Origin of the sequence: Pseudomonas sp. FBF18, assembly GCF_024261405.1 — a bacterium.
GTDB lineage: Bacteria > Pseudomonadota > Gammaproteobacteria > Pseudomonadales > Pseudomonadaceae > Aquipseudomonas > Aquipseudomonas palmensis.
In genome coordinates this window covers 32330-53132 of the sequence record NZ_QKRS01000014.1, presented here as the reverse complement: position 1 = coordinate 53132, position 20803 = coordinate 32330, and the positions used below count along the sequence as shown (strand labels likewise).

Below are 20803 nucleotides of genomic sequence, written 5' to 3'. Positions count from 1 at the left end.
CGGACACTCCTGTGAAACGTCATTACCTCACGCTCAGCCTGGTGCTGTACGTGGCCTGCCTGTATTTCAATGCCTACTACACCGACAACGGTGCCCACATGAGTTCGGTATGGTTGCTGGTGTACGGGCTGTGGGGCATCCCGTTCCAGATCTATGGCTGGTTTGCCAACCCGGTCTTCGGCCTGGCGATGCTGGCCCACCGCTGGTGGCCGCGGGTGGGGTTGGGCCTGTCGGTGCTGGCGCTGCTGCTGGGGCTGTCGTTCCTGGTGGTGAGCACGGTGCCGGACAACACGCCGCAGTCCTACGATTTCGTGCAACTCACCGCGCTGGGCGTGGGGTACTACCTGTGGATCGGCGCCTTCGTACTGATGACCCTGGGGCAGGCGCTGCACTGTCGTGACCGGCGCGAGGTGCGCCAGGTGCCGCGTCTGCGCGTTGTCGACTGGCTGCTGTTGCTGGTGGTGCTGGGGGTGATCCTGTTCAATGCGTTCCCCCAGCACGGCTACGTGTTCGAGCGCACCCACCCCTGGTGAGCCCTCAACGGTTGGCGCGGGTGCCCCATTGCACCACCAGCATGCCGACGATGATCAGCGCCACCCCGGCGATGCGCAGGCCGTTGACCGGACGCGATGGCAGGCCCATCAGCCCCCACTGGTCGATGATCAGCGACGAGAGTACCTGGCCGGCGATCACGCACACGATGAAGCCGGCCGCGCCCAGGCGCGGGGTGAGGATCAGCGCCGCGGTGATGTAGGCCACCCCGGCCACGCCACCCAACCACGCCCACCACGGCGCCTGGCCGAGGTTGGCCAGTTGCGGCAGCGGTGCGCGCATCAGCAGCAGGGCTGGCAGCACCATCAGCACGCTCACCGCCAGCGAGATCAACGTGGCCCACAGCGGGTGCCCGAGCAGGCGCCCGAGCGCGGCGTTGGCACCGGCCTGGAACGGCACGGCGGCACCGGCCAGCAGGGCGACAAGCAGCGGTATGGCGACAGCGAGGTTGAGGTTCATGGTGGTTTCCTTCTGGCTATGGAGGGCTTGGTACAGTCTTGGTTATCTGTTTCACTGATGGAAATTCGAATTGTGCACAGGGGCTATTCGCCACATGGATGATCTGCGCCGTATCGACCTCAACCTGCTGCTGACCCTGCATGCGCTGCTGGCCGAGCAGCACGTCTCGCGCGCGGCCTTGCGACTGCACCGCAGCCAGCCGGCGGTGAGCCATGCGCTGGCGCAGTTGCGCGAGATCTTCCAGGACCCGCTGCTGGTGCGCCGTGCGGGCCGCCTGCAGCCCACGTTGCGTGCGCTGGAACTGGCGGCGCCGTTGCAGGATGCCCTGCAGCAACTGGATGCGCTGCTGGGCAGCCCCGGTTTCGAGCCGGCGCGGGCGCGGCGCAGCTTTCGCCTGGCGATGTCGGACTATGGCGCGCGGGTGGTGCTGCCGGGCCTGATGCGCTGCCTGCGCGAGACCGCACCGGGCATCGACCTGGTGGTCAGCCAGGGCAGCCGCGAGGCGATGCTCGGCCAGTTGCTCGATGGCGAGGTGGACCTGGCGCTGGGCGTATTCCCCACCCTGGCCGAGCCGTTGCAGGCCGCCACGCTGTTCGAGGAGGGGTTCGTGTGTGTGGCCGACCGCGCCACGCTGCCGGCCCGTGGCGGGCTGACATTGCCCGCCTGGCTGGCGCGCCCCCATGTGCTGGTGGCGATGCGGCCCGGGGCCGACAACGAGATCGACCAGGCCCTGGCGGCGCTGGGGCAGCAGCGCCGGGTGGTGCTGGCGTTGCCGCACTGGGCGGCGGCCAGCGACGTGCTGGTGGGTACCGACCTGGTGCTGACCGTGGCGCGGCGCAGCGTGCAGAACCTCAAGGCGCAGCGTGGGTTGCGCTGTTTCGAGCCGCCGCTGGCGATTCGCGCGTTCGCCTTTCAGCAGGTGTGGCACGAGCGACGCAAAAAGGAAGCGGCGCACCATTGGTTGCGCGAGCAGGTCATGCGAGCCTGTGCGCCCTAAGCAGTCAGAACAGGAGAGGCAAGCCATGAGTATCAAGCGGATGATGGGGGTTGCGGTGCTGTCGCTGGCGGCAGTTGCGCCGCTGGCGCAGGCGCAGGACAAGACTTCGGCGGCCTACAAGGCCTGCATGGACACCGCGAACACCACGGTGAGCATGAACGAATGCAACAACGCCGAGATCGCCCGCCAGGACAAACGCCTGAACCAGGTCTACAAGAAGGCCATGGCCGCGTTTGGGCCGGTGCAGCAGGGCAAGCTCCGGGATGCGCAGCGGGCGTGGATCAAGTACATCGACAGCAACTGCGATTTCTACTTCACGCAGACCGGCGGCACCATGGATATCCTCAATGGCGGTGGCTGCCGCCTGCGCATGACCTCCGAACGCGCGGATGAGCTGGAGGCATTGCAGGCGCCTTGAACGCCCTTCGCGGGCAATGGCACGCGCTCGATGACAGGCGCGCGCCTTGCTGGCGAAGGTCGCGCCGCAACCCTCAGCGCAGAAACGGCAGCAGGTGCCCGACAAACGCCTCGGGCGCCTCTTCGGTCACAAAGTGCCCGCAGCCCTCGATGATCGCGCCCTGCAACGTGGTGGCGCGCTCCTCCAGGGTTACCCGTGGCGCTTCATTGGTTGCCAGTTGCGCCCCGATCGCCAGCACCGGCATGCCCAGTGGCACCTGCCCGCGCTGCTGGTTCTGGCGAATCGTTTCGGGTATCGCGCGGTAGTAGGCAAACCCGCCACGCAAGCCCCCCGGCGCCGAATACGCCTGCACATAGGTATCCACCGCCACCCGATCCAGGCGCACAGCCCATTTCTCGAACATGAACCTCAGGTACTGCGCTTCGCGCCCGGTAATCAGCGCCTCGGGCAAGTCCTGCAACTGGTTGAACATGAAGTGCCACAGGAAGATGTTCTGCTCCGGCGGCGCGAAGATCGACGGCGCCGGCGCCAGGCCCGGAATCACCGCTTCGCTCAGGCACAGCCGGTTCACCACCCCCGGAAAATCGCTGGCAAGGGCATACCCCACCCACATGCCCACATCGTGGCCCACCACGGCATAGCGTTCGTGCCCCAGGTGCCCCATCAGCGCGTGCAGGCGGGCGGCGCAGGTGCCGGTGTCGTAGCCGTCCAGCGGCTTGTCGGAAAGCCCCATGCCGGGAAGGTCCACGGCAATCGCCTGGTAACCGTTGTCGGCCAGGGCCGCCATGACGTGCCGCCAGGTGTACCAGGTCTGTGGCCAGCCGGGGATCAGCAGTACCGGTGCCCCTTCGCCCTGGGTGACGTAGTGCAGGCGCAGGCCGTGCACATGGGCGTAATGGTGAGTGTGCGTGCTCATCGTTGCAGCTCCCCGACAGGGTTGCCTTCAAGGCCGAGCATCCTGGCGATGACCGCCGGCGCCACCGGGGTACCGGCGAAGTCGTCGAACACCGTGTCGGTGACCTGGATGATGTGTCGGTTGATGAACGCCACCCCTTCACGTGCCCCATCGTGCTGGTTTTTCAGGCAGCACTCCCACTCCAGCGTGGCCCAGCCGCTGTAGTCGTATTCGGCCAGCTTGCTGAAGATGCCCTTGAAGTCGACCTGCCCGTCCCCCAGCGAACGGAAGCGTGCGGCGCGCTTGAGCCAGGGTTGATAACCGCCGAACAGGCCCTGCTTGCCGGTGGGCAGGAACTCGGCGTCCTTGACGTGGAACATGCGGATGTAGTCCCGGTAGTGGTCGATGAACGCCAGGTAGTCGAGTTGCTGCAGGATCAGGTGGCTGGGATCGAACAGCATCTTGCAGCGCGGGTGGTGGCCGACGTGTTCGAGAAACAGCTCGAAGCTTGCACCGTCGTGCAGGTCTTCGGCGGGGTGAATTTCGAAGCACAGGTTGATGCCCTGTTCGGCGCAGGTATCGAGCACCGGCAGCCAGCGCCTGGCCAACTCGGCGAAGGCTGTTTCAACAAGGCCGTCGGGTCGTTGCGGGAAGGGAAAGACGTACGGCCATGCCAGTGCACCGGAAAAAGTCCCCATGTCGCTCAGGCCCAGGCGCCGCGACGCGATGGCCGCGCAGGTGAGCTGGTGCACCGCCCAGGCACTGCGGGCAGCCGCGTCGCCCTGCAGGTGGGCCGGTGCAAAATTGTCGCACAAGGCGTCGTATGCCGGGTGTACCGCCACCAGCTGGCCGAAGAGATGCGTGGTCAGCTCACTGATCACCAGCCCGTGTTCGGCCAGCATGGCAGTGATGTCGTCGCAGTAGGCCTGGCTGCTTGCGGCGAGCTCGACATCGAACAGACGCTTGTCCCAGGCCGGTATCTGCAACGCCTTGAAGCCCATGTGCGCGGCCCATCGGGCGATGTTGGGCAGTGAGTCGAACGGTGGCTGGTCGGCACTGAATTGCGCCAGATGCAGGCTGGGGCCTTTCAACGTGATCATGTGGAACTCCTATTGTTTGTTGATCGACAAACAATAAGGATGCAGTCTGCACGCCGTCAAGTATTCTTTGTCTTTCGACAAACAATTACGGATAATGCCGCCTTCATTCCTGGTTGGAGACTATCGAGATGGCAGGCCGACCACGCCAGTTCGACCGTGAAGCCGCGTTGCGCACCGCCCGGGATGTGTTCTGGGCACGCGGTTTCGAAGCCACGTCCATGAGCGACCTGGTGGCTGCGCTGGGTATCGCTTCGGCGCGCATCTATGCCGCGTTCGGCTCCAAGGAGCGCTTGTTCAAGGAGGCCATCGAGCTGTATGAGCGCGAAGAGGGCGCATTTTCGACCCAGGCGCTGAGCGAGCAACCCACGGCCTACCAGGCCATCGAGCGGCTGTTGCTCGATGCCGTCGACCTGTACACCCGCCCAGCGGGTCCACTGGGCTGCATGGTGGTGTCGGCAGCCACCAACTGCTCGGCCGACAATGACGCCGTGCGTGAATGGCTGGCCGACCATCGCCGCGAAAAAACCTTGTCGATCATTCAGCGCTTGCAGCAGGCGGCCGAGGCGGGCGAGTTGAAACCCGAGGTCGATGTGCAATCGCTGGGCGATTTTTTTGCCACGCTGCTGCATGGGTTGTCGGTGCAGGCGCGCGACGGGATCGCGCGTGAGCGCCTGCTCAAGGCGGTCGCGCCGGCCATGCAGATGCTGGCCCTGGCTACCGGTGGGCATGGACCATCGGCCGCCGATCAAATACCCTGACACCGTCATTTCCCAACCCCGTACCGACCATGATTGCCCACTTCGCGATTTTTCTCTGCACCCTGGTCGCCATGGAAGGTGTCGGTTATCTGGCGCACAGGTACGTGATGCACGGCTGGGGCTGGTTTCTGCATCGCTCGCACCACGAACCGCACCTGGGCACGCTGGAAACCAACGATATCTACCTGCTGATCCTGGCCCTGGCCGCGATCACCCTGATCGTGCTGGGCAATGCCGGCCACGACCCGTTGCAGTGGGTGGGCGCCGGGGTGGCGGGGTTCGGGCTGATCTACGTGTTGGTGCACGACGGCATCGTGCACCGCCACTGGCCCGCGCGCCCCAGGCCGCGCCACCCCTATCTGCGTCGGCTGTACCACGCACACCTGATGCACCACGCGGTGAAGGGACGCAGGCACAGCGTGTCGTTCGGCTTCCTCTACGCACCGCCCCTGCATGTGCTCAGGCAGCAGCTGCGCGAGCGCCGTGTCAGGCCGGCTCGCTCAGCGCCGGGGCCTTGCTCGGCGGCTTTATCGAGCCAATGTACACCGCCAGCACCGTCACCAGCGCCCCGGTGATCTGCATGGCCGAACTGGCCTTGTCCAGAAACGCCACGTCGATGAAGTAGGTGATCACCGGCTCCAGCAGCAGGATCAGCCCTGCCAGCCCGAGGCTGATGGCACCAATCGAGCGGTTGACCAGCAACCAGCCGACGAACTGCACCAGCACGCCATAGATCACCAGCATGTAGAAGGTCTGCTGGTCGGCGATGGCCAGGCTCTCGCCCCGCAACAGCGCGTACCCCAGCATCACCCCGGCCGCCCACAGGCTCAGGTGCAGCATCTGCGCGATCTTGTCGCCGCCGCCCTGGGGCAGTTGAGTGGTGACTTTCAGGTAGTACACGCACACGGCATAGGCCAGCCCCGACAGCACGCCATAGACCACGCCCTGGATACCCAGCGCGCTGCCCATCTCCGGCAGCAGCAACAGGTACAGGCCGACGAAGGCCAGGCTGATGGAGGCGACGAAATACAGCGACGGTTTCTCTTTGAGCAGGCACAGCCCGAGCAAGGTCATGAAGAACACCTGGCAGTTGGTCAGGATCGAGCCGATGCCCGGCCCGACGATGTAGATGCTGTGGTGCCACAGGATCAGGTCGATGGCCAGGAACACGCCGGCCAGGGCGGTGTAGCGTCGAGCCCTGGGGTGGGCCAGGCGAGCAGGTTGCCTTCTCACCCGCAGCAGCAGGTAGAACAGCACCGAGGCGATCAGCATCCGGTAGAAACCCGCGCCCCCGGCGCCGATATGGGCGAAGGCCACCGCCAGCGCCGACAGGCTGAGCATCAGCCCGCCCAGTGTCAGTTCGACGATGGCCCGGTTGCTGGAGAGGGTGACCCCGTTGGATGACTGCATGGTTTTCTCTGGTCTGTTGCGAAGAAGTCGGGCAAATTTATCCACCCGCCCTGCGCGCGTATTGCACAAAACTGGACAGGCCATGGAGCAACAGGACTTCTCGCGCTTCTGGCGCGTCCCCGAAGGAGGCTGTGAATTGCTGGCGGCGCGCTACAGCGCACGGGCCTTCGGCCGCCATTCCCATGAGCGCTACGCGGTGGGGGTGATCGGTGCGGGCGTGGAGAAGCTCTTCTACCGTGGCACCCAGCACCTGGGCACCGCCGGCAGCATCGTCACCCTGACCCCGGGCGAGATGCACGACGGCGTGCCGGGCAGCGCCGAGGGTTGGAGCTACCGCATGCTCTACCTCGACCCACAGTGGCTCAACCGTGCGGTATTCGAGGGGCGTTTCGGCGACGAGCATATCCACCTGTTCCAGCAGGCGCTGACCCACGACATGGGCTTTGCCCAGGCCTTCCTGCACCAGCATCAGGTGATCGAGCAGTCGTGTTCGAGCCTTGAGCGCGAGAGCGTGCTGCTGCACCTGGTCAGCCAGCTGTTCGAGTGGTGCGGCGGGCCGCAGCCCCGGGCGGTGGCCGACGAACGCGAAGTGGTGCGACGGGTGCGGCAGATGCTCGACGAGCAGTACGCGCAGAACATCGCGCTGAACGACCTGGCGCAGTGGGTGGGGCTCGATCCGCTGTACCTGATACGGGTGTTCAAGAAGAGCGTGGGCGTATCGCCGCACAGCTATCAGATCCAGACGCGGGTGGCGCGGGTGCAGCAGTTGCTGCGCAGTGGCGTGGGCATCGCCGAGGCGTCGCTGCGTTGCGGGTTCTTCGACCAGAGCCACATGACCCGGGCCTTCAAGAAAGTGGTCGGCATCACCCCGGGCTGCTTCCAGCGCGGCTGACTCGTGCAGGAGCCGGCGTGCAGGAGCCGGCCTTGCCGGCGAGGCGCCTGGCCCCGACAATGTGTTCCCGATGGATGCTCCACCAAGGAAGGACTTCACCGTGCACCGTATCGCCACGCTGTTGTGCTTGCTGCTCACCCTGGGCGGCTGTACCGAATACAAATGGGGCCATGACTGGAAGCCCGACCGCCTGGGCGGCTGGCAGGACCACACCGACCCCAAGCTGCGCTACGGCGCGTCGCTGGGCGCCACCTGCAACGCCAGCCCGTTGTGGCTCAAGGTGGTGAATCACGGTCAGTCGACCTACCAGTCGCTGTTGTTCATTCCGTTGTTCCCTGACCGCACAGGCGGCGAGTACCCCCTGTGGATAACCGTCAACCATCCGGCCCTCAAGGCCTGCAGCTCATCGGCACCGAGCCCGCTGCGGGTGAAGATGGGCGATCAGGTGGTACAGGGCCTGCGCTTTCCCGAGCGGGCGCAGGAGGACGGCACCTGCGTGATCGAATTCGATGACGATCGCTACGCGGCCGATGAGATGTCGATCGAGATCGACCCGGCGGTGCTGCCTTGCACGATCGCCCCCGTGACCCTGAAAAAGGACCGCTACTTCTGCATTCGCAACATGCGCTGGGGCGGCTCGCCCAGTTGCCGCGAGTAGGGCACGGCTTGCAAATCCCAGGGCGAGGGATAAGAATGCGAACAATTACCATTAGTGTGCCCCTCGCATGTCCAACCCGCGCCCGTCCGCCCAGCACCCGTTGCACCTGCTGTACGCCGAACACCATCACTGGTTGCGCGGCTGGCTGGCCCGTCGGCTCAATTCCCACGCCGATGCCGCGGACCTCACCCACGACACCTTCCTGCGTACCCTGACTTCGCCGCACCTGGGTCAGCTGGACGAACCGCGGGCGTTCCTGTGCATGGTCGCCAAGCGGGTGCTGTACACCTTCTGGCGTCGCGGCGAACTGGAGCGCGCCTACCTTGAAGCGCTGGCCAACCTGCCCGAGCCGGTGGCGCCGTGCGAGGAAACCCTGGCGGTGCTGCGCGAGGCGCTGGAGGCGGTGGATGCCTTGCTGGCCGGGTTGCCGGCCAAGGTGCGCCATGCCTTTCTGCTCAACCGCCTGGAGGGCCTGACCCACCAGCAGATCGCCGACCAGATGCAGGTGTCGCTGAGCAGCGTCGAGCGCTGGGTGCGGCGCGCCGTGACCCATTGCTACCTGGCGCAACTGGGCGCGGGCACGTGAGCGGCCGCAGCCTGGCAGCGCTGACCCCGGCGGTGCGCGAAGCCATCGAATGGAGCGTGCGCCTGGGCTCGGGGGCGGCGACGGCAGCCGACCGCGACGCTTTCGAGCAGTGGCAGGCGCTGGACGCAAGCCATCGCCAGGCCTGGCAGGCGGTTACCCAGGCCACCCACACACCCTTGAACCCCTTGCTGGAAGTGCCCGGCAGCGCCAGTGCGGCCACCCGCGCCCTGCGCAGCAGCGGGTTGTCGCTGCAGCGGCGCCGGTTGCTGCGCGGCGGCGGCGCCTTGCTGCTGATGCTGGGCCTGCCGGCGTTGTTGACGGTGCAACGGCGCATGCCGCTGGACGCCGTGTTCAGCGACCACTACAGCGGCACCGGCGAGCGCAGGCGCATTCAACTGGCCGACGGCAGCGTGCTGTTGCTCAATGCGCGCACCACCGTGGAGGTGGCGTTCAGTGCCGAAGCCCGGGTGATCCATCTGCGCCACGGCGAGCTGAACATCCAGGTGGCCCGCGACCCGCACCGCCCCCTCGAGGTGGTCACTGCGCAAGGCCGGGTGCGGGCCCTGGGCACGCGCTTCAGTGTCGCCACGCTGGATCAGCGCAGTGCCGTCAGCGTGCAGCAGCACAGCGTGCAGGTGCGTAACCGCGCCGGGCAGAGCATCGTGGTGGACAGCGGGCAGACCCTGCGCTTTGCCGACGATGCACTCTCACCCTTGGGCAATGAGCAAGGCCGCCTGGACGCCTGGATGGAAGGTCGCCTGGAGGTGGACGACGCGTCGCTGGGCAGCGTGATCGATGCCTTGCGCCCTTACCGCTACGGCGTGCTGCGGGTTTCCCCGGCGGCAGCGCAACTGCGCGTGTTCGGGGTGTTCCCGCTGGACGACAGCGACCGCGCCCTGCAATCGCTGGCGCAGGTGCTGCCGATCAGTGTCGAGGCGTTCGGGCCGATCACCCTGATCGACCTGCGCTGAAAAAACATTCCGCCAGGGTGAAGGCTTTTTTCGGCTCGCTGGACATAGCAGGAAACGCCCATTCACTTCCTGCGAGGAAAGCCCTTCACATGCGTCCCCAACTCCTGAGCCCCGCGCGCCTGGCACTGGCTGTCGCGGTTGCCGTTTCTGCCTGCTCCCTCGACCTGAACCGCGCCTGGGCGGACCCAGCCATGCAGCGCTATGCGTTGCCGGCGCAACCGCTGGACCAGGCCCTGCGCCAGATCGCCCGGCAAAGCGCCAGCACCCTGGTGGTGGACCCGGCGCTGCTGCGCGGGCGCCAGAGCGCGGCGGTGAACGGGCAACTGAGCGCCGAGGCAGCGGTGCGCCAGGCAGTGGCGGGCAGCGGCCTGCAACTGCGCGTGACCGACAACGGCACCCTGACCCTGGAGAAGGCCGACAGCAGTGATGCGCTGCAACTGGGTGCCACCAGCATCACCGGCAGTGCGCTGGGCGAGGTCACGGAAAACACTGGCTCCTACACCACCGCCAGCATGGCCACGGCCACCAAGTTCAAGGCCTCGGCCCGGGAAACCCCGCAGTCGGTGACCGTGGTCACCCGCCAGCGCATGGACGACCAGAACATGCAGACCCTGGACGACATCGCCAGTTACACGCCGGGGCTGACCCTGCGCAAGACCGGCGGCGAGCGCCCGCAGTTCTACTCGCGCGGTGCGGCCATCGACAACATCATGGTCGACGGCCTGCCCATCGCCTACGACAGCGACACCCTGGGCACCGCGACCCTGGCGATGTTCGACCGGGTGGAGGTGGTACGCGGGGCTTCCGGCCTGATGGTGGGCTCGGGCAACCCGTCGGGTACCCTCAACCTGGTGCGCAAGCGCCCCACGCTGGCGCCGCAGATCACCCTCACGGCGGCAGCCGGCAGCTGGGACAACTACCGTACCGAAATCGACGCCAGCAGCAGCCTCAATGATGCCGGTACCGTACGCGGGCGAGTGGTGGGCAGCTACCAGGACAAGAACAGCTTTACCGATGCCTACAGCAACCAGCGCCAGTTGCTGTACGGGATCACCGAATTCGACCTGTCGGACGCCACCACGCTGACCCTGGGCGGCTACTACAACCGCGAGGACAACCCCGGCGCGGACTGGAACGGCAGCCCGACCCATGCCGATGGCAGCTTCCTCGACATTTCCCGCTCGTCGCGCTTCAGCCCCGACTGGACCTACTGGGACAAGACCAACAAGAGCGTGTTCGCCGAGGTGGAACATCGCCTGGACAACGACTGGCGCCTGCGCCTGAGCGCCAGCTGGCTGAAGGCCAACCTGGAGATGCTGGGCAGCAGCTACTACCGGCTGGACCCGACCGCCGACGAGCTGCAACTGAACGTGGGGCGCTACTCCTACGAACATACGCAGAAGAGTGTCGATGGTTATGCCAGCGGGCCGTTCAGCCTGTTCGGGCGTACCCATGAACTGGTGGTGGGGGCGAGCTACCGCCGCGACGATACCGACGACGGCCCTGGCGGCGGCCCGGATGCGAGCTTCAACTATGTCGTGGACCCCAACAACTTCCACTACAAGGACGTGCCCCGGCCGGCCATCGACTACAACTGGTCGCGCAAGGGCAAGGTGGATCAGTCCAGTGCCTACACCGCCGTGCGCTTCAACCTGCGCGATGACCTGAAGCTGATCCTCGGCTCGCGCCTGGACTGGTATGAGTACCAGCAGCACACCGAGGTCGGGGCCTACGCCTTCGGCGCCGACTACAAGGCCACCCGCGAGGTCACCCCGTATGCGGGGCTGATCTATGACCTGAACGACACCTACTCGGTCTACACCAGCTGGACGCGCATCTTCAAGCCGCAGGAATACCAGAACAGCAGCGGTGGCCTGCTGGCGCCGGTAACCGGCACCAACTACGAGGCCGGGCTCAAGGCCGAGTACTTCGGTGGCGCGTTGAACGCCAGTTTCGCGCTGTTCCAGCTCGACCAGGAGAACCTGGCCAAGTCGTTGCCGGCAGGTGATTGCCCGACCATGGATGCCTGCTACGAGGCGGCCGGCGAAATTCGTACCCGCGGCCTGGAACTGGAGCTGGGCGGCGAACTGGCGCCGGGCTGGCAGGCGTCGGCCGGCTATACCTATGCGGCGGCCGAGTATGTGAAGGCGACCGGCTCGGCGCAGAAGGGTGACCGCTTCGACAGTGATTCGCCGTACAACCTGTTCAAGCTGGCGACCAGCTACCAGTTGCCGGGCGACCTCGATCAATGGAGCGTGGGCGGGGCCTTTCGCACCCAGAGCCGCACCTATACCAGCTACAGCGTGAAGCAGGGCGGGTACAGCGTGGTCGACCTGATGGCCCAGTACCGCGTGACGCCGGCGGTGACGTTGCAGACCAACCTCAACAACGTGGCGGACAAGCGTTACTACCAGAGCATCAGCAACCCGGCCGGGGCCAACATCTTCGGCGAGCCGCGCAATGTGATGTTCACCGTGAAGTGGTCGTTGTGAAGTCGCTGAAGGCGCGGAACAGGCGGGTGCCCACGTAGCTGCGCAGGTGCGGGTGGCGGCTGCGGTGGTAGCAATCCCAGTAGCTGACCATGCGTGCGCGGGTCAGGCTGAAGTAGGCGGGGTTGTCGTTGAAGAAGCGGCCGTAGGCGCTGGCGTCCAGGGCCGGCAGGTTGGCCTCGCACAGCGCCAGCAGCTCGATCACGTATTCGCCGGTGAGCTGGAACACGAACGGGATGACCCACGTCTCTGGTGCCCGAATGATCTGCTGCAGGTAACGCTCGCGCACGTGGCCGTCGGGGTGGCGGGTGAGCAGGCAGGCGTGGATCAGTGACCGGGCTGTATCGGCAGCCGGCAGGTGAAGGCGGTAGGGCAGGGTCAGGGGTTCGCCGTCGAGAGTGACGGCGATGCCCTGGTCACCGTTGGGCAGGTCGAGGTGCCGGGCCAGGTCCTGGACTTCGCGGGCCAGGTGGTGGGGGAAGGCGGCGGTGAGGGTGGTGGGCATGCACTGCTCCGGATTGTTGGGGTATGTGCTGGCGTCATCGCGGGTCAAGCCCGCTCCCACAAGGAACTGCGCCGAACCTGTGGGAGCGGGCTCGACCCGCGATGGGCGGCGCCGCCGCCCGCTTCAGCGCTGCGTCGCCCAGTACCCCTGCAACGCCCGCGCCGCCGGCTCGATGGCGGCCACGCGCTGGCGATGCAGCGCCACATCCAGGTCGGCCGGCAGTTCGAAGTTGTCCTGTGCGGCACAGGTCTCGATCACATCCAGTGCCACCTGCTGCGCCGCCGGCAAGGCCGGCCAGTTGGCCAGGCCTGCACCGCGCAGGTAGCCAAAGCACCACTCTTCGGCCAGCGTCAGCGGCTGGCCGTTGTGCTCGGTCTCCTCGAAGCGCGGCGAGAAACGCTGGGCCAGGTTGTTCGCGTGCAGGGTCACCAGCTCGACGAAGCGCTGGCAGTCTGCAGCGCTTTCCCATTCCGGCTGGCGACCACCGAAGATCCCCGGGAACCAGTCGTCGATAGCCACAGGCGCCGGGCCGGACACCAGCGCGGTGAGGTAGCCGTCCAGTTCCGAGGCGTTGAGCACCGAATGGTCATCGCCATACTGCAGCAGGATGTCTTCGATGAACTCGAAGTCGGTGTCGTTGAGCGTCTGCATGAAAAAGGTCCTTCACATAACGGTGGGCGCAGCCAGGCTGCGCGTCAAAGGCGAGAAGGATGGCGCTTTCGCCGGTTTTTATCCAGCGTGCTGATCAGCGCTCAGAAGCGCTCGTCGAGCAGGGCCGGCAAGGTCAGCTCCTTGACGTAGCTGGCCGACGACAGGCTCAGCGCCATGCGCACCACCTGCACCACGTCGTGCACGGGGATCAGCTGGCCTTCGCCGCGTTGTTCGGCCACGTCGCGGGGCGTGCTGAGCGGGTCTTCGGTGTTGAGGTAACCCAGGTTCAGACAGGTCACGGCCAGGCGCTGCTCGCGGTAGCCTTCGCGCAGCGCATCGGCGATGCCACGCAGGGCAAACTTGGAGGCGCCGAAGGCCACCTCGGGGCGCCCGCTCTGGGGCAGGCCGGAGGTGGAACCGGTGAGGATGATGCGCGGGGTGGCGCTGCGCAACAGGGTGGGCAGCAGGTGCTTGATCAGCAGCAGGGTGGCGGTGATGTTGCAACTGACGATGGCCTGTACCTGCGCGTCGCTGTCGCCGAGAAAGTCGTAGGCCGGGTCGAAGGCCAGCTCTTCCCAGATGCCGAGGTTGTAGATCAGCGTGTCGAGGCCGTGCTCTGCCACAGCCTGGGCGATGGCGTGCGCGGCGCTGGCCGGCTCGGCCAGGTTGGCTTCGACCCAGTTCAACTGCACGCCGGCCTTGGCGGCGATGCCGTCGGGGCGTGTGCGCGACACGCCGACCAGCGTGTCGCCCGCCTCGCCGAGGCCTTCGATCAGGGCCTTGCCCAGCCCTTTGCTGGCACCGACTACCAGGGTTTTCATGGGGTGATTTCCTTGTCTGCACGGGGAGAGAGCGCGGATGCAAACAGAGGGCGAGGGGAATGGCAAATGGCCGGATGTATCCAGATGTGAATCTACTTGAGCGCTTAGCCTGTAGCAGCCGGCTGCCGGCGATGGGCTGCGCAGCAGCCGCGAAACTCGCCATAATGCGCCCCCCACCAAGGAGAACGCTGTGAACAACCCCGTACAAGGAAGTCCCGTGACCACCCCTTACATCGCCAGCACCGCCGGCAAGCGCATCGGCCTCGCGCTGCTGGGTCTGCTGCTGTACTTCACCGCGCAGTTCGCCGGCGCCTTTCTGTTCGGCAGTGGCCTGGACTTCACCCTGGCTTTGTTCGGCGCCCACCTGGTGGCGTGTGCAGCCATCGGCGGGCTGTACCTGTTGCTGCGGCGCAACCCGCTGGCCGGGCATGCCTTCAGGGGGGCCAACTTCAGCTACAAGGCCCTCTGGCTCGGCCTGACCAGCGTGGTGGTGGTCTACCTGCTGGCCTACAACTACGCCGCCCTGGTCGACCAGCCCGCCGAGCCGTTCATGCTGCAGTTCATGACCCTGCTCGGTGCCGGTTCGCTGGCCGATCGCGTGCTGCTGACCAGCATGGTCATCGTGCTCGCCCCCCTGGGCGAAGAGCTGGCATTCCGGCATTTTCTGCTCAACCTGTTCCCGTTCCGCAAGCCGCTGTGGGCGGTGGTGGCGATCGTGGTCAGCGCCCTGGCGTTTGCCGCCATCCACCTGCAGTACACCTTCAGGTCGACCGTGGTGCTGTTGTTCATCCTCGCCCTGATGCTGGCCTATGCGCGGATCCGAACCGGCGGCCTGCTGGTGCCCATGGCGATGCATGCCTGCGCCTCGACCCTGGCACTGGCGATGTACCCGCTGTTCTATCCGTGAGCCCGCACGGTGGCTGGTGACGGTATACTCGCGGCCTGTTCCGTCTATATCCGAGTATCGTCATGGGTCTTTCTCTCTCCGCGGCGCCTGAGCGCCGTCTCGGCGCGCCACTGGTTGCGCTGTCATTGCTGGTGGTCGGCGCCGTCTTTCTGAATGCCAGCGTGGGCATCAAACAGGTGCTGCTGCTGATCGTCGGCGCCGCCCTGGGCCTCACGCTGTACCACGCCGCGTTCGGCTTCACGTCCGCCTGGCGGGTGTTCATTAATGAGCGCCGTGGCGCCGGCCTGCGCGCGCAGATGGTGATGCTGGCCATCGCCGTGCTGCTGTTCTTTCCGGCCCTGGGCGCCGGCACGCTGTTCGGCCAGCCGGTGACCGGGCTGGTGGCGCCGGCCGGGGTGTCGGTGGTGTTCGGTGCGTTCATCTTCGGCATCGGCATGCAGATGGGCGGCGGCTGTGCCTCGGGCACCCTGTTCACGGTGGGCGGTGGCAACGCGCGCATGCTGGTGACGCTGCTGTTCTTCATCATCGGTTCGGTAACTGCAACCCACCACGCCGACTGGTGGTTCGCGCTGCCGTCGTTCCCGGCCACCTCCGTGGTGCAGACCTTTGGCGTGGCCCCTGCGCTGGTGCTTAACCTGGTGGTGTTCGGCCTGATCGCCTGGGGCACGGTGGTGCTGGAGAAGCGTCGCCACGGTGCCCTCGAGGCCCCGGCAGGCAGCCAGCATGAGGGCCTGCGTCGCTTCCTGCGTGGCCCGTGGCCGCTGGTGTGGGGCGCGATCGGCCTGGCGCTGCTGAACTACGCGACCCTGGCACTGGCGGGCCGGCCGTGGGGCATCACCTCGGCGTTCGCCCTGTGGGGCGCCAAGACCCTGAGTGGGCTGGGCGTGGACGTGGGCAGCTGGGCGTTCTGGCAGATGCCGGGCAACGCCAAGGCCCTGGCTGCACCGCTGTGGGAGGACGTGACCACGGTGATGGACATCGGCATCGTGCTGGGTGCGTTGCTGGCAGCAGGCCTGGCCGGGCGCTTTGCGCCGAGCCTGAGGATTCCGATGCGCTCGCTGCTGGCCGCGGTGATCGGCGGCCTGCTGCTGGGCTACGGCTCGCGGCTGGCGTATGGCTGCAACATCGGCGCGTACTTCAGCGGCATCGCCTCGGGCAGCGTGCATGGCTGGCTGTGGCTGGTGGCGGCGTATGCCGGCAACGTGGTGGGGGTGCGGATTCGCCCGCTGTTCTTCGTGGCTGAACGCAAGAGCGTGGCAGCCAGCGGCGGCTGAGGCTGGCGGTACTGCATGGGAACCGGCTCGCAGCAGCCGGTTTTTTCATGCCTGCCCGTTACTGCGAATAGGCGCGCGGTGTACGGGGAGCAACTGACCGCTGTCGTACTGTTGCACTGCGAACAGTTGGCCAACACTTTGTTGCCGTGCATCCAGCCATGCCGCTTTCTGTTGTGCGTAACTCATTGATTTATAGGTGAAATTCAAGTGGCATGGGTTGTGCTATCTCACGGGTGACTCTGTGTACTCATCGAGATAGACCATGACTGCCACCCCTGTTTCTGCCCACTACGACATCCGCCAGCCGGATGCCCACGTCATCCGTGACGATGCCGAAGCCATCGCCATTGCCCATCGGGTTGCCGCGCTGCTGCGCGAAGGCGCGTCCGAGCGCGACCGCAGCCGCCAGGTCCCGGCCGACGTGGTGGATGCGTTCTCCAACAGCGGCCTGTGGGGCATCACCGTACCGAAACAGTACGGGGGGGCGCAGGTGTCCTTCGCCACCCTGGCCGAGGTGATCGCGATCATCTCCGCCGCCGACCCTTCGCTGGGGCAGATACCGCAGAACCACTACTGCCTGCTCGAAGACATCCGCCTGCAGGGCAGCGAAGAGCAGAAGCGCTTCTTCTTCGACCTGGTGCTGGCCGGCCACCGCTTTGCCAATGCGCTGTCGGAAACCGGCGGCAAGAACGTCAAGGAGATCCAGACCCGCATCGTGCCCCATGCCGATGGCTACCGCATCGACGGGCGCAAGGGCTACTGCACCGGCTCGTTGTACGCGCACTGGCTGGGGGTGCTGGCGCTGGACGCGCAGGACCGCTCGCAACTGGCCTTCGTGCGCCGCGATACCCCGGGCCTGGTGATCGTCGATGACTGGGACAACATCGGCCAGCGCACCACCTCCAGCGGCACGGTGCTGGCGCAGCAACTGATCGTGCCGGCCTTCAACCTGTTTCCCACCTACCGCTCGTACGAAACCCCGACCCTGGCCGGCCCCTTCGCGCAGCTGACCACCGCCGCCATCGACGCCGGCATCGGCCGTGCGGCGCTGGACGACGCCATCACCTTCATCCGCGAGCAGGCCCGCCCGTGGATCGATGCGGGCGTGGAGCAGGCCAGCCAGGACCCGCTGACCATCGTGCAGATCGGCGCGCTGGAGATTCGCCAGGAAGCCGCCGAGGCCCTGCTGGAGCGCGCCGGCAAGGTGCTCGACCGGGCCAGCCTGGCCCCCGACGAGGACTCGGTGGCCCAGGCCTCGGTGGCCGTGGCCAAGGCCAAGGTGCTGACCACCGAAGCGGCGATCGAGGCCAGCAACCGCCTGTTCGAGCTGGGCGGCACGCGCTCCACCCAGGTGCGCCACAACCTCGACCGGCACTGGCGCAACGCCCGCGTGCACACCCTGCACGACCCGGTGCGCTGGAAGTACCACCTGGTGGGCAACTGGGCCTTGAACGGGGCCAAGCCACAGCGTCACGACTGGAACTAGGCCGCCACCATGCCCAAGCAGATACGCCTCAATGCCTTTGCCATGAACACCGTCGGCCACCTGTCGCCGGGCTTGTGGCGCCATCCGCGTGACCAGGCCACGCGCTACACCGACATCCACTACTGGACCGAGCTGGCCAGGACCCTGGAGCGCGGCAAGATCGACGGGTTGTTCATCGCCGATGTGCTGGGCGCCTACGACGTGTACGGCGGCAACGCCGACGAGGCGCTGCGTACGGCAGCGCAGGTGCCGGTGAACGACCCGCTGCAGCTGGTGCCGGCCATGGCCGCCGTCACCGAGCACCTGGGGTTTGGCGTGACCGCCTCGGTGTCGTTCGAGCACCCGTACCCGTTTGCCCGGCGCATGTCCACGCTCGACCACCTGACCCGTGGCCGCGCCGGCTGGAACATCGTCACCTCGTACCTGTCCAGCGGGGCGCGCAACCTGGGCCAGCGCGAACAGCTGTCGCATGACCAGCGCTACGCCCTGGCCGAGGAGTACCTGCAGGTCTGCTACAAGCTGTGGGAGGCCAGCTGGGAAGACGACGCCGTGAGCGCCGACCGCGCCAGCGGGGTGTATGCCGACCCGGCCAAGGTGCACGGCATCGGCCACCAGGGCGAGTTCTTCCAGGTGCCGGGCTTTCACCTGTGCGAGCCCTCGCCCCAGCGCACCCCGGTGCTGTACCAGGCCGGTGCTTCGACGCGCGGCAGGGCGTTTGCGGCGGCCAACGCCGAGTGCGTGTTCGTTGCTGCGCCGAGCAAGACGGTGCTCAAGAACCAGGTGGCGCAGGTGCGCGCTGCGGCGGTGGCGGCCGGCCGCGCACCGGGCGATATCCTGGTGCTGGAGCAGCTTACGGTGATTGTCGCCCCCACTGATGAACAGGCCCTGGCGCGCCTGCGCGAGTACCGCGAGTACGCCAGCGCCAGCGGTGCGCTGACGCTGATGTCGGGCTGGACCGGCATCGACTTCGCCCAGTACCAGAGCGACCAGGTGCTGCGCGAAGTGCAGAGCGATGCGATCCAGTCGGCGGTGGAAGCCTTCACCCGTGCCGACCCCAGCCGCACCTGGACCACCGCCGAAATTGCCGACTATTGCGCCATCGGTGGTGACGGCCCGGTACTGGTGGGCTCGGCGCAGACGGTGGCCGACCAGTTGCAGGAATGGGTGCAAGAGACCGACGTGGACGGCTTCAACCTGGCCAGCGTGGTGGCCCCGGAAACCTTCGAGGCGGTGGTCGACCTGCTGGTGCCCGAGTTGCAGGCCCGTGGCCTGTTCAAGCGCGATTACGCCCAGGGCACGCTGCGCAACAAGCTGTTCGACGCAGGTGACCGGCTGGGCGCACCGCACCCGGCCGCCGCGCTGCGCAGGGGCGCTGGGCAATGAGCGAGCTGCTGGCCCATGTCAACTGGCCCGAGGTGGGCCAGGCCTGCCTCGACACCCTGAGCATGCTCGGCGTCGCGCTGGGTTTCACGGTGCTGATGGGGCTGCCGCTGGGGGTGCTGCTGTACCTCACCGGCCAGCGCCAGTTGCTGGCCTCGCCGCTGGTGTACCGCGTGCTGTCGGTGGTGGTGAACGTGCTGCGTTCGATGCCGTTCATCATCCTGCTGATTGTGCTGATCCCGCTCACCCAGGTGGTGGCCGGTACTTCGCTGGGCGTGCCCGGCGCCATACCTCCGCTGGTGATCGGCTGTACGCCGTTCTTTGCACGGCTGGTGGAAATCGCCCTGCGCGAGGTCGACCGCGGCCTGGTGGAGGCCACCCAGTCGATGGGTGGCAGCACCTGGCAGATCGTGTGGCACACCGTGCTGCCCGAGGCGCGCACCGGCCTGATTGCGGCGGTGACGGTGACCGCCATCGTGCTGGTGGACTACACGGCGATGGCCGGCGTGGTCGGTGGCGGCGGCCTGGGCGACCTGGCGATCCGCTTCGGCTACCAGCGCTTTCAGACCGACGTGATGGTGGTGACCGTGCTGCTGCTGATCGTGCTGGTACAGGTGCTGCAGGTGAGTGGCGACCGCCTGGTGCGGCGCTTCACCCGGCGTTGAATTGTGTTTCCCGTCAGCGGCAGCCGGGTTTCGCTGCCGCCGGCCCACGTATCCCACGGCGGCCAATGTTCTACCTGTTCAGGAGCAAGCCCATGAAGAAGACCCTGGCCGTACTGGCCGCCGTGCTGTCGCTGTCGGCGCACGCCAACGAGAAACTGGTGGTGGGCGCCACCCCGGTGCCGCACGCCGAGATCCTCGAGTTCGTCAAACCGGCGCTGGCGGCCGAAGGCGTGGACCTGGACATCAAGGTGTTCAGCGATTTCATCCAGCCCAACCTGCAACTGGCCGAGAAGAACCTGGACGCCAACTACTACCAGTACCGGCCGTTCCTCGACGAATTCAACGCCACCCGCAAGACCGACCTGGTGCCGGTGGTGGGCGTGCACATCGAGCCTTTCGGTGCGTACTCCACCCGCATCAGGAGCATCGCCGAGCTCAAGGACGGCGCCAGCGTCGCCATCCCCAACGACCCGGTCAACGCCGGGCGTGCCCTGGTGCTGCTGCACGAAACCGGGCTGCTCACCCTCAAGGACCCGAGCAACACCCTGGCGACCCAGCGTGACATCGCGGCCAACCCAAGGCACCTGAAGATTCGCGAACTCGAAGGCGCGCTGCTGGCCCGTGCGGTGAACCAGGTGGACCTGGCGTTCGTCTTCGCCAACTACGCGCTGGAGGCGGGCATCGATACCAGCAGCGCGCTGATCGTGGAGAAGGGCAAGGACCTGTACGTGGAGTACCTGGTCGCACGCCCCGACAACATCGATGACCCGCGCATCCAGAAGCTGGCCAAGGCGCTGAACTCGCCACAGGTGCGCGACTTCATCCTGACCCGCTACAAGGGCCAGATAGTGCCCGGCTTCTGAGCCCCGGTGGCCCGCGCTGGCGACAGCGCGGACCTTGGTCGAATCGCATCCTTCGCAGGGCAGGCC

23 protein-coding genes are annotated in these 20803 nt (G+C 66.6%); 16 read left to right on the top strand and 7 right to left on the bottom strand.

Features of this window, described 5'->3' with window-relative positions; genetic code table 11:
* Nucleotides 1–11 precede the first annotated feature (11 nt).
* The gene (locus tag DN387_RS19985; RefSeq protein ID WP_054916299.1) at nucleotides 12–533 is read left to right on the top strand and encodes a hypothetical protein; all 522 of its coding nucleotides are present in this window, start codon (nucleotides 12–14) and stop codon (nucleotides 531–533) included.
* A gap of 4 nt (nucleotides 534–537) precedes the next feature.
* Here DN387_RS19985 and DN387_RS19980 read toward each other — a convergent pair whose 3' ends face one another.
* The gene (locus tag DN387_RS19980; RefSeq protein WP_054916300.1) at nucleotides 538–1011 is read right to left on the bottom strand and encodes a DMT family transporter; all 474 of its coding nucleotides are present in this window, start codon (nucleotides 1009–1011) and stop codon (nucleotides 538–540) included.
* A gap of 94 nt (nucleotides 1012–1105) precedes the next feature.
* On the opposite strand from DN387_RS19980, the gene DN387_RS19975 reads away from it, so the two are divergent.
* Both DN387_RS19975 and DN387_RS19970 read left to right on the top strand, forming a co-directional pair.
* Nucleotides 1106–2008 carry a LysR family transcriptional regulator gene (locus DN387_RS19975; RefSeq protein ID WP_058541388.1) on the top strand — a complete coding sequence of 301 codons (903 nt, stop codon included), beginning with the start codon at nucleotides 1106–1108 and terminating at the stop codon, nucleotides 2006–2008.
* Nucleotides 2009–2033: 25 nt separating this feature from the next.
* Nucleotides 2034–2426 carry a lysozyme inhibitor LprI family protein gene (locus tag DN387_RS19970; RefSeq protein WP_054916302.1) on the top strand — a complete coding sequence of 131 codons (393 nt, stop codon included), beginning with the start codon at nucleotides 2034–2036 and terminating at the stop codon, nucleotides 2424–2426.
* A 73-nt stretch (nucleotides 2427–2499) separates the two neighbouring features.
* On the opposite strand, the gene DN387_RS19965 is transcribed toward DN387_RS19970, so the two are convergent.
* Both DN387_RS19965 and DN387_RS19960 read right to left on the bottom strand, forming a co-directional pair.
* Nucleotides 2500–3342: an alpha/beta fold hydrolase gene (locus DN387_RS19965; RefSeq protein WP_054916303.1), complete on the bottom strand. Its 843-nt coding sequence runs from the start codon at nucleotides 3340–3342 to the stop codon at nucleotides 2500–2502.
* On the bottom strand, nucleotides 3339–4421 hold the full coding sequence (locus DN387_RS19960) for a sugar phosphate isomerase/epimerase (protein WP_054916304.1): 1083 nt from the start codon (nucleotides 4419–4421) through the stop codon (nucleotides 3339–3341). Before DN387_RS19960 ends, DN387_RS19965 begins: the two co-directional genes overlap by 4 nt.
* Before the next feature lie 128 nt (nucleotides 4422–4549).
* Here DN387_RS19960 and DN387_RS19955 point away from each other — a divergent pair, with 128 nt between their 5' ends.
* Nucleotides 4550–5179 carry a TetR/AcrR family transcriptional regulator gene (locus tag DN387_RS19955; protein ID WP_043864423.1) on the top strand — a complete coding sequence of 210 codons (630 nt, stop codon included), beginning with the start codon at nucleotides 4550–4552 and terminating at the stop codon, nucleotides 5177–5179.
* Nucleotides 5180–5208: 29 nt separating this feature from the next.
* Nucleotides 5209–5754, top strand: coding sequence for a sterol desaturase family protein (locus tag DN387_RS19950; RefSeq protein ID WP_054916305.1), 546 nt, complete (start codon nucleotides 5209–5211; stop codon nucleotides 5752–5754).
* On the opposite strand, the gene DN387_RS19945 is transcribed toward DN387_RS19950, so the two are convergent.
* On the bottom strand, nucleotides 5666–6589 hold the full coding sequence (locus tag DN387_RS19945) for a DMT family transporter (protein ID WP_054916306.1): 924 nt from the start codon (nucleotides 6587–6589) through the stop codon (nucleotides 5666–5668). The two genes, DN387_RS19950 and DN387_RS19945, sit on opposite strands and share 89 nt — an antisense overlap.
* Nucleotides 6590–6671: 82 nt before the next feature.
* Here DN387_RS19945 and DN387_RS19940 point away from each other — a divergent pair, with 82 nt between their 5' ends.
* From DN387_RS19940 to DN387_RS19920, 5 genes are all read left to right on the top strand, one after another.
* The gene (locus DN387_RS19940; RefSeq protein ID WP_054916307.1) at nucleotides 6672–7481 is read left to right on the top strand and encodes an AraC family transcriptional regulator; all 810 of its coding nucleotides are present in this window, start codon (nucleotides 6672–6674) and stop codon (nucleotides 7479–7481) included.
* Between the two features lie 70 nt (nucleotides 7482–7551).
* Entirely contained in the window at nucleotides 7552–8139 is a 588-nt protein-coding gene (locus DN387_RS19935) for a hypothetical protein (protein ID WP_043864427.1), read from the top strand.
* A 67-nt stretch (nucleotides 8140–8206) separates the two neighbouring features.
* On the top strand, nucleotides 8207–8725 hold the full coding sequence (locus tag DN387_RS19930) for a sigma-70 family RNA polymerase sigma factor (RefSeq protein ID WP_043864428.1): 519 nt from the start codon (nucleotides 8207–8209) through the stop codon (nucleotides 8723–8725).
* Entirely contained in the window at nucleotides 8722–9696 is a 975-nt protein-coding gene (locus tag DN387_RS19925; RefSeq protein ID WP_054916308.1) for a FecR domain-containing protein, read from the top strand. Before DN387_RS19930 ends, DN387_RS19925 begins: the two co-directional genes overlap by 4 nt.
* Nucleotides 9697–9785: 89 nt before the next feature.
* The gene (locus DN387_RS19920) at nucleotides 9786–12188 is read left to right on the top strand and encodes a TonB-dependent receptor (protein ID WP_054916309.1); all 2403 of its coding nucleotides are present in this window, start codon (nucleotides 9786–9788) and stop codon (nucleotides 12186–12188) included.
* On the opposite strand, the gene DN387_RS19915 is transcribed toward DN387_RS19920, so the two are convergent.
* The 3 genes from DN387_RS19915 to DN387_RS19905 all read right to left on the bottom strand — a co-directional run bounded on the left by DN387_RS19915 (nucleotide 12166) and on the right by DN387_RS19905 (nucleotide 14162).
* Nucleotides 12166–12690, bottom strand: coding sequence for a hypothetical protein (locus DN387_RS19915; RefSeq protein ID WP_054916310.1), 525 nt, complete (start codon nucleotides 12688–12690; stop codon nucleotides 12166–12168). The two genes, DN387_RS19920 and DN387_RS19915, sit on opposite strands and share 23 nt — an antisense overlap.
* A gap of 123 nt (nucleotides 12691–12813) precedes the next feature.
* Entirely contained in the window at nucleotides 12814–13341 is a 528-nt protein-coding gene (locus DN387_RS19910) for a UPF0149 family protein (RefSeq protein ID WP_054916311.1), read from the bottom strand.
* Nucleotides 13342–13442: 101 nt separating this feature from the next.
* Nucleotides 13443–14162: an SDR family oxidoreductase gene (locus DN387_RS19905; protein WP_054916312.1), complete on the bottom strand. Its 720-nt coding sequence runs from the start codon at nucleotides 14160–14162 to the stop codon at nucleotides 13443–13445.
* A 217-nt stretch (nucleotides 14163–14379) separates the two neighbouring features.
* Between DN387_RS19905 and DN387_RS26180 the strand changes: the two genes are divergently transcribed.
* From DN387_RS26180 to DN387_RS19875, 6 genes are all read left to right on the top strand, one after another.
* Complete coding sequence (locus DN387_RS26180; protein ID WP_052504326.1) at nucleotides 14380–15069, top strand: CPBP family intramembrane glutamic endopeptidase; 690 nt, start codon at nucleotides 14380–14382, stop codon at nucleotides 15067–15069.
* A 62-nt stretch (nucleotides 15070–15131) separates the two neighbouring features.
* On the top strand, nucleotides 15132–16343 hold the full coding sequence (locus DN387_RS19895) for a YeeE/YedE family protein (RefSeq protein WP_054916313.1): 1212 nt from the start codon (nucleotides 15132–15134) through the stop codon (nucleotides 16341–16343).
* A 262-nt stretch (nucleotides 16344–16605) separates the two neighbouring features.
* Entirely contained in the window at nucleotides 16606–17829 is a 1224-nt protein-coding gene (locus DN387_RS19890; RefSeq protein WP_054916314.1) for an SfnB family sulfur acquisition oxidoreductase, read from the top strand.
* A 9-nt stretch (nucleotides 17830–17838) separates the two neighbouring features.
* On the top strand, nucleotides 17839–19212 hold the full coding sequence (locus DN387_RS19885) for an LLM class flavin-dependent oxidoreductase (RefSeq protein ID WP_054916315.1): 1374 nt from the start codon (nucleotides 17839–17841) through the stop codon (nucleotides 19210–19212).
* Nucleotides 19209–19874 (top strand): methionine ABC transporter permease, encoded by a 666-nt coding sequence (locus tag DN387_RS19880; protein ID WP_054916316.1) that lies wholly within the window; start codon nucleotides 19209–19211, stop codon nucleotides 19872–19874. The genes DN387_RS19885 and DN387_RS19880 overlap by 4 nt, the downstream gene beginning before the upstream one ends.
* 92 nt (nucleotides 19875–19966) lie before the next feature.
* On the top strand, nucleotides 19967–20737 hold the full coding sequence (locus tag DN387_RS19875) for a MetQ/NlpA family ABC transporter substrate-binding protein (RefSeq protein ID WP_054916317.1): 771 nt from the start codon (nucleotides 19967–19969) through the stop codon (nucleotides 20735–20737).
* Nucleotides 20738–20803 lie beyond the last annotated feature (66 nt).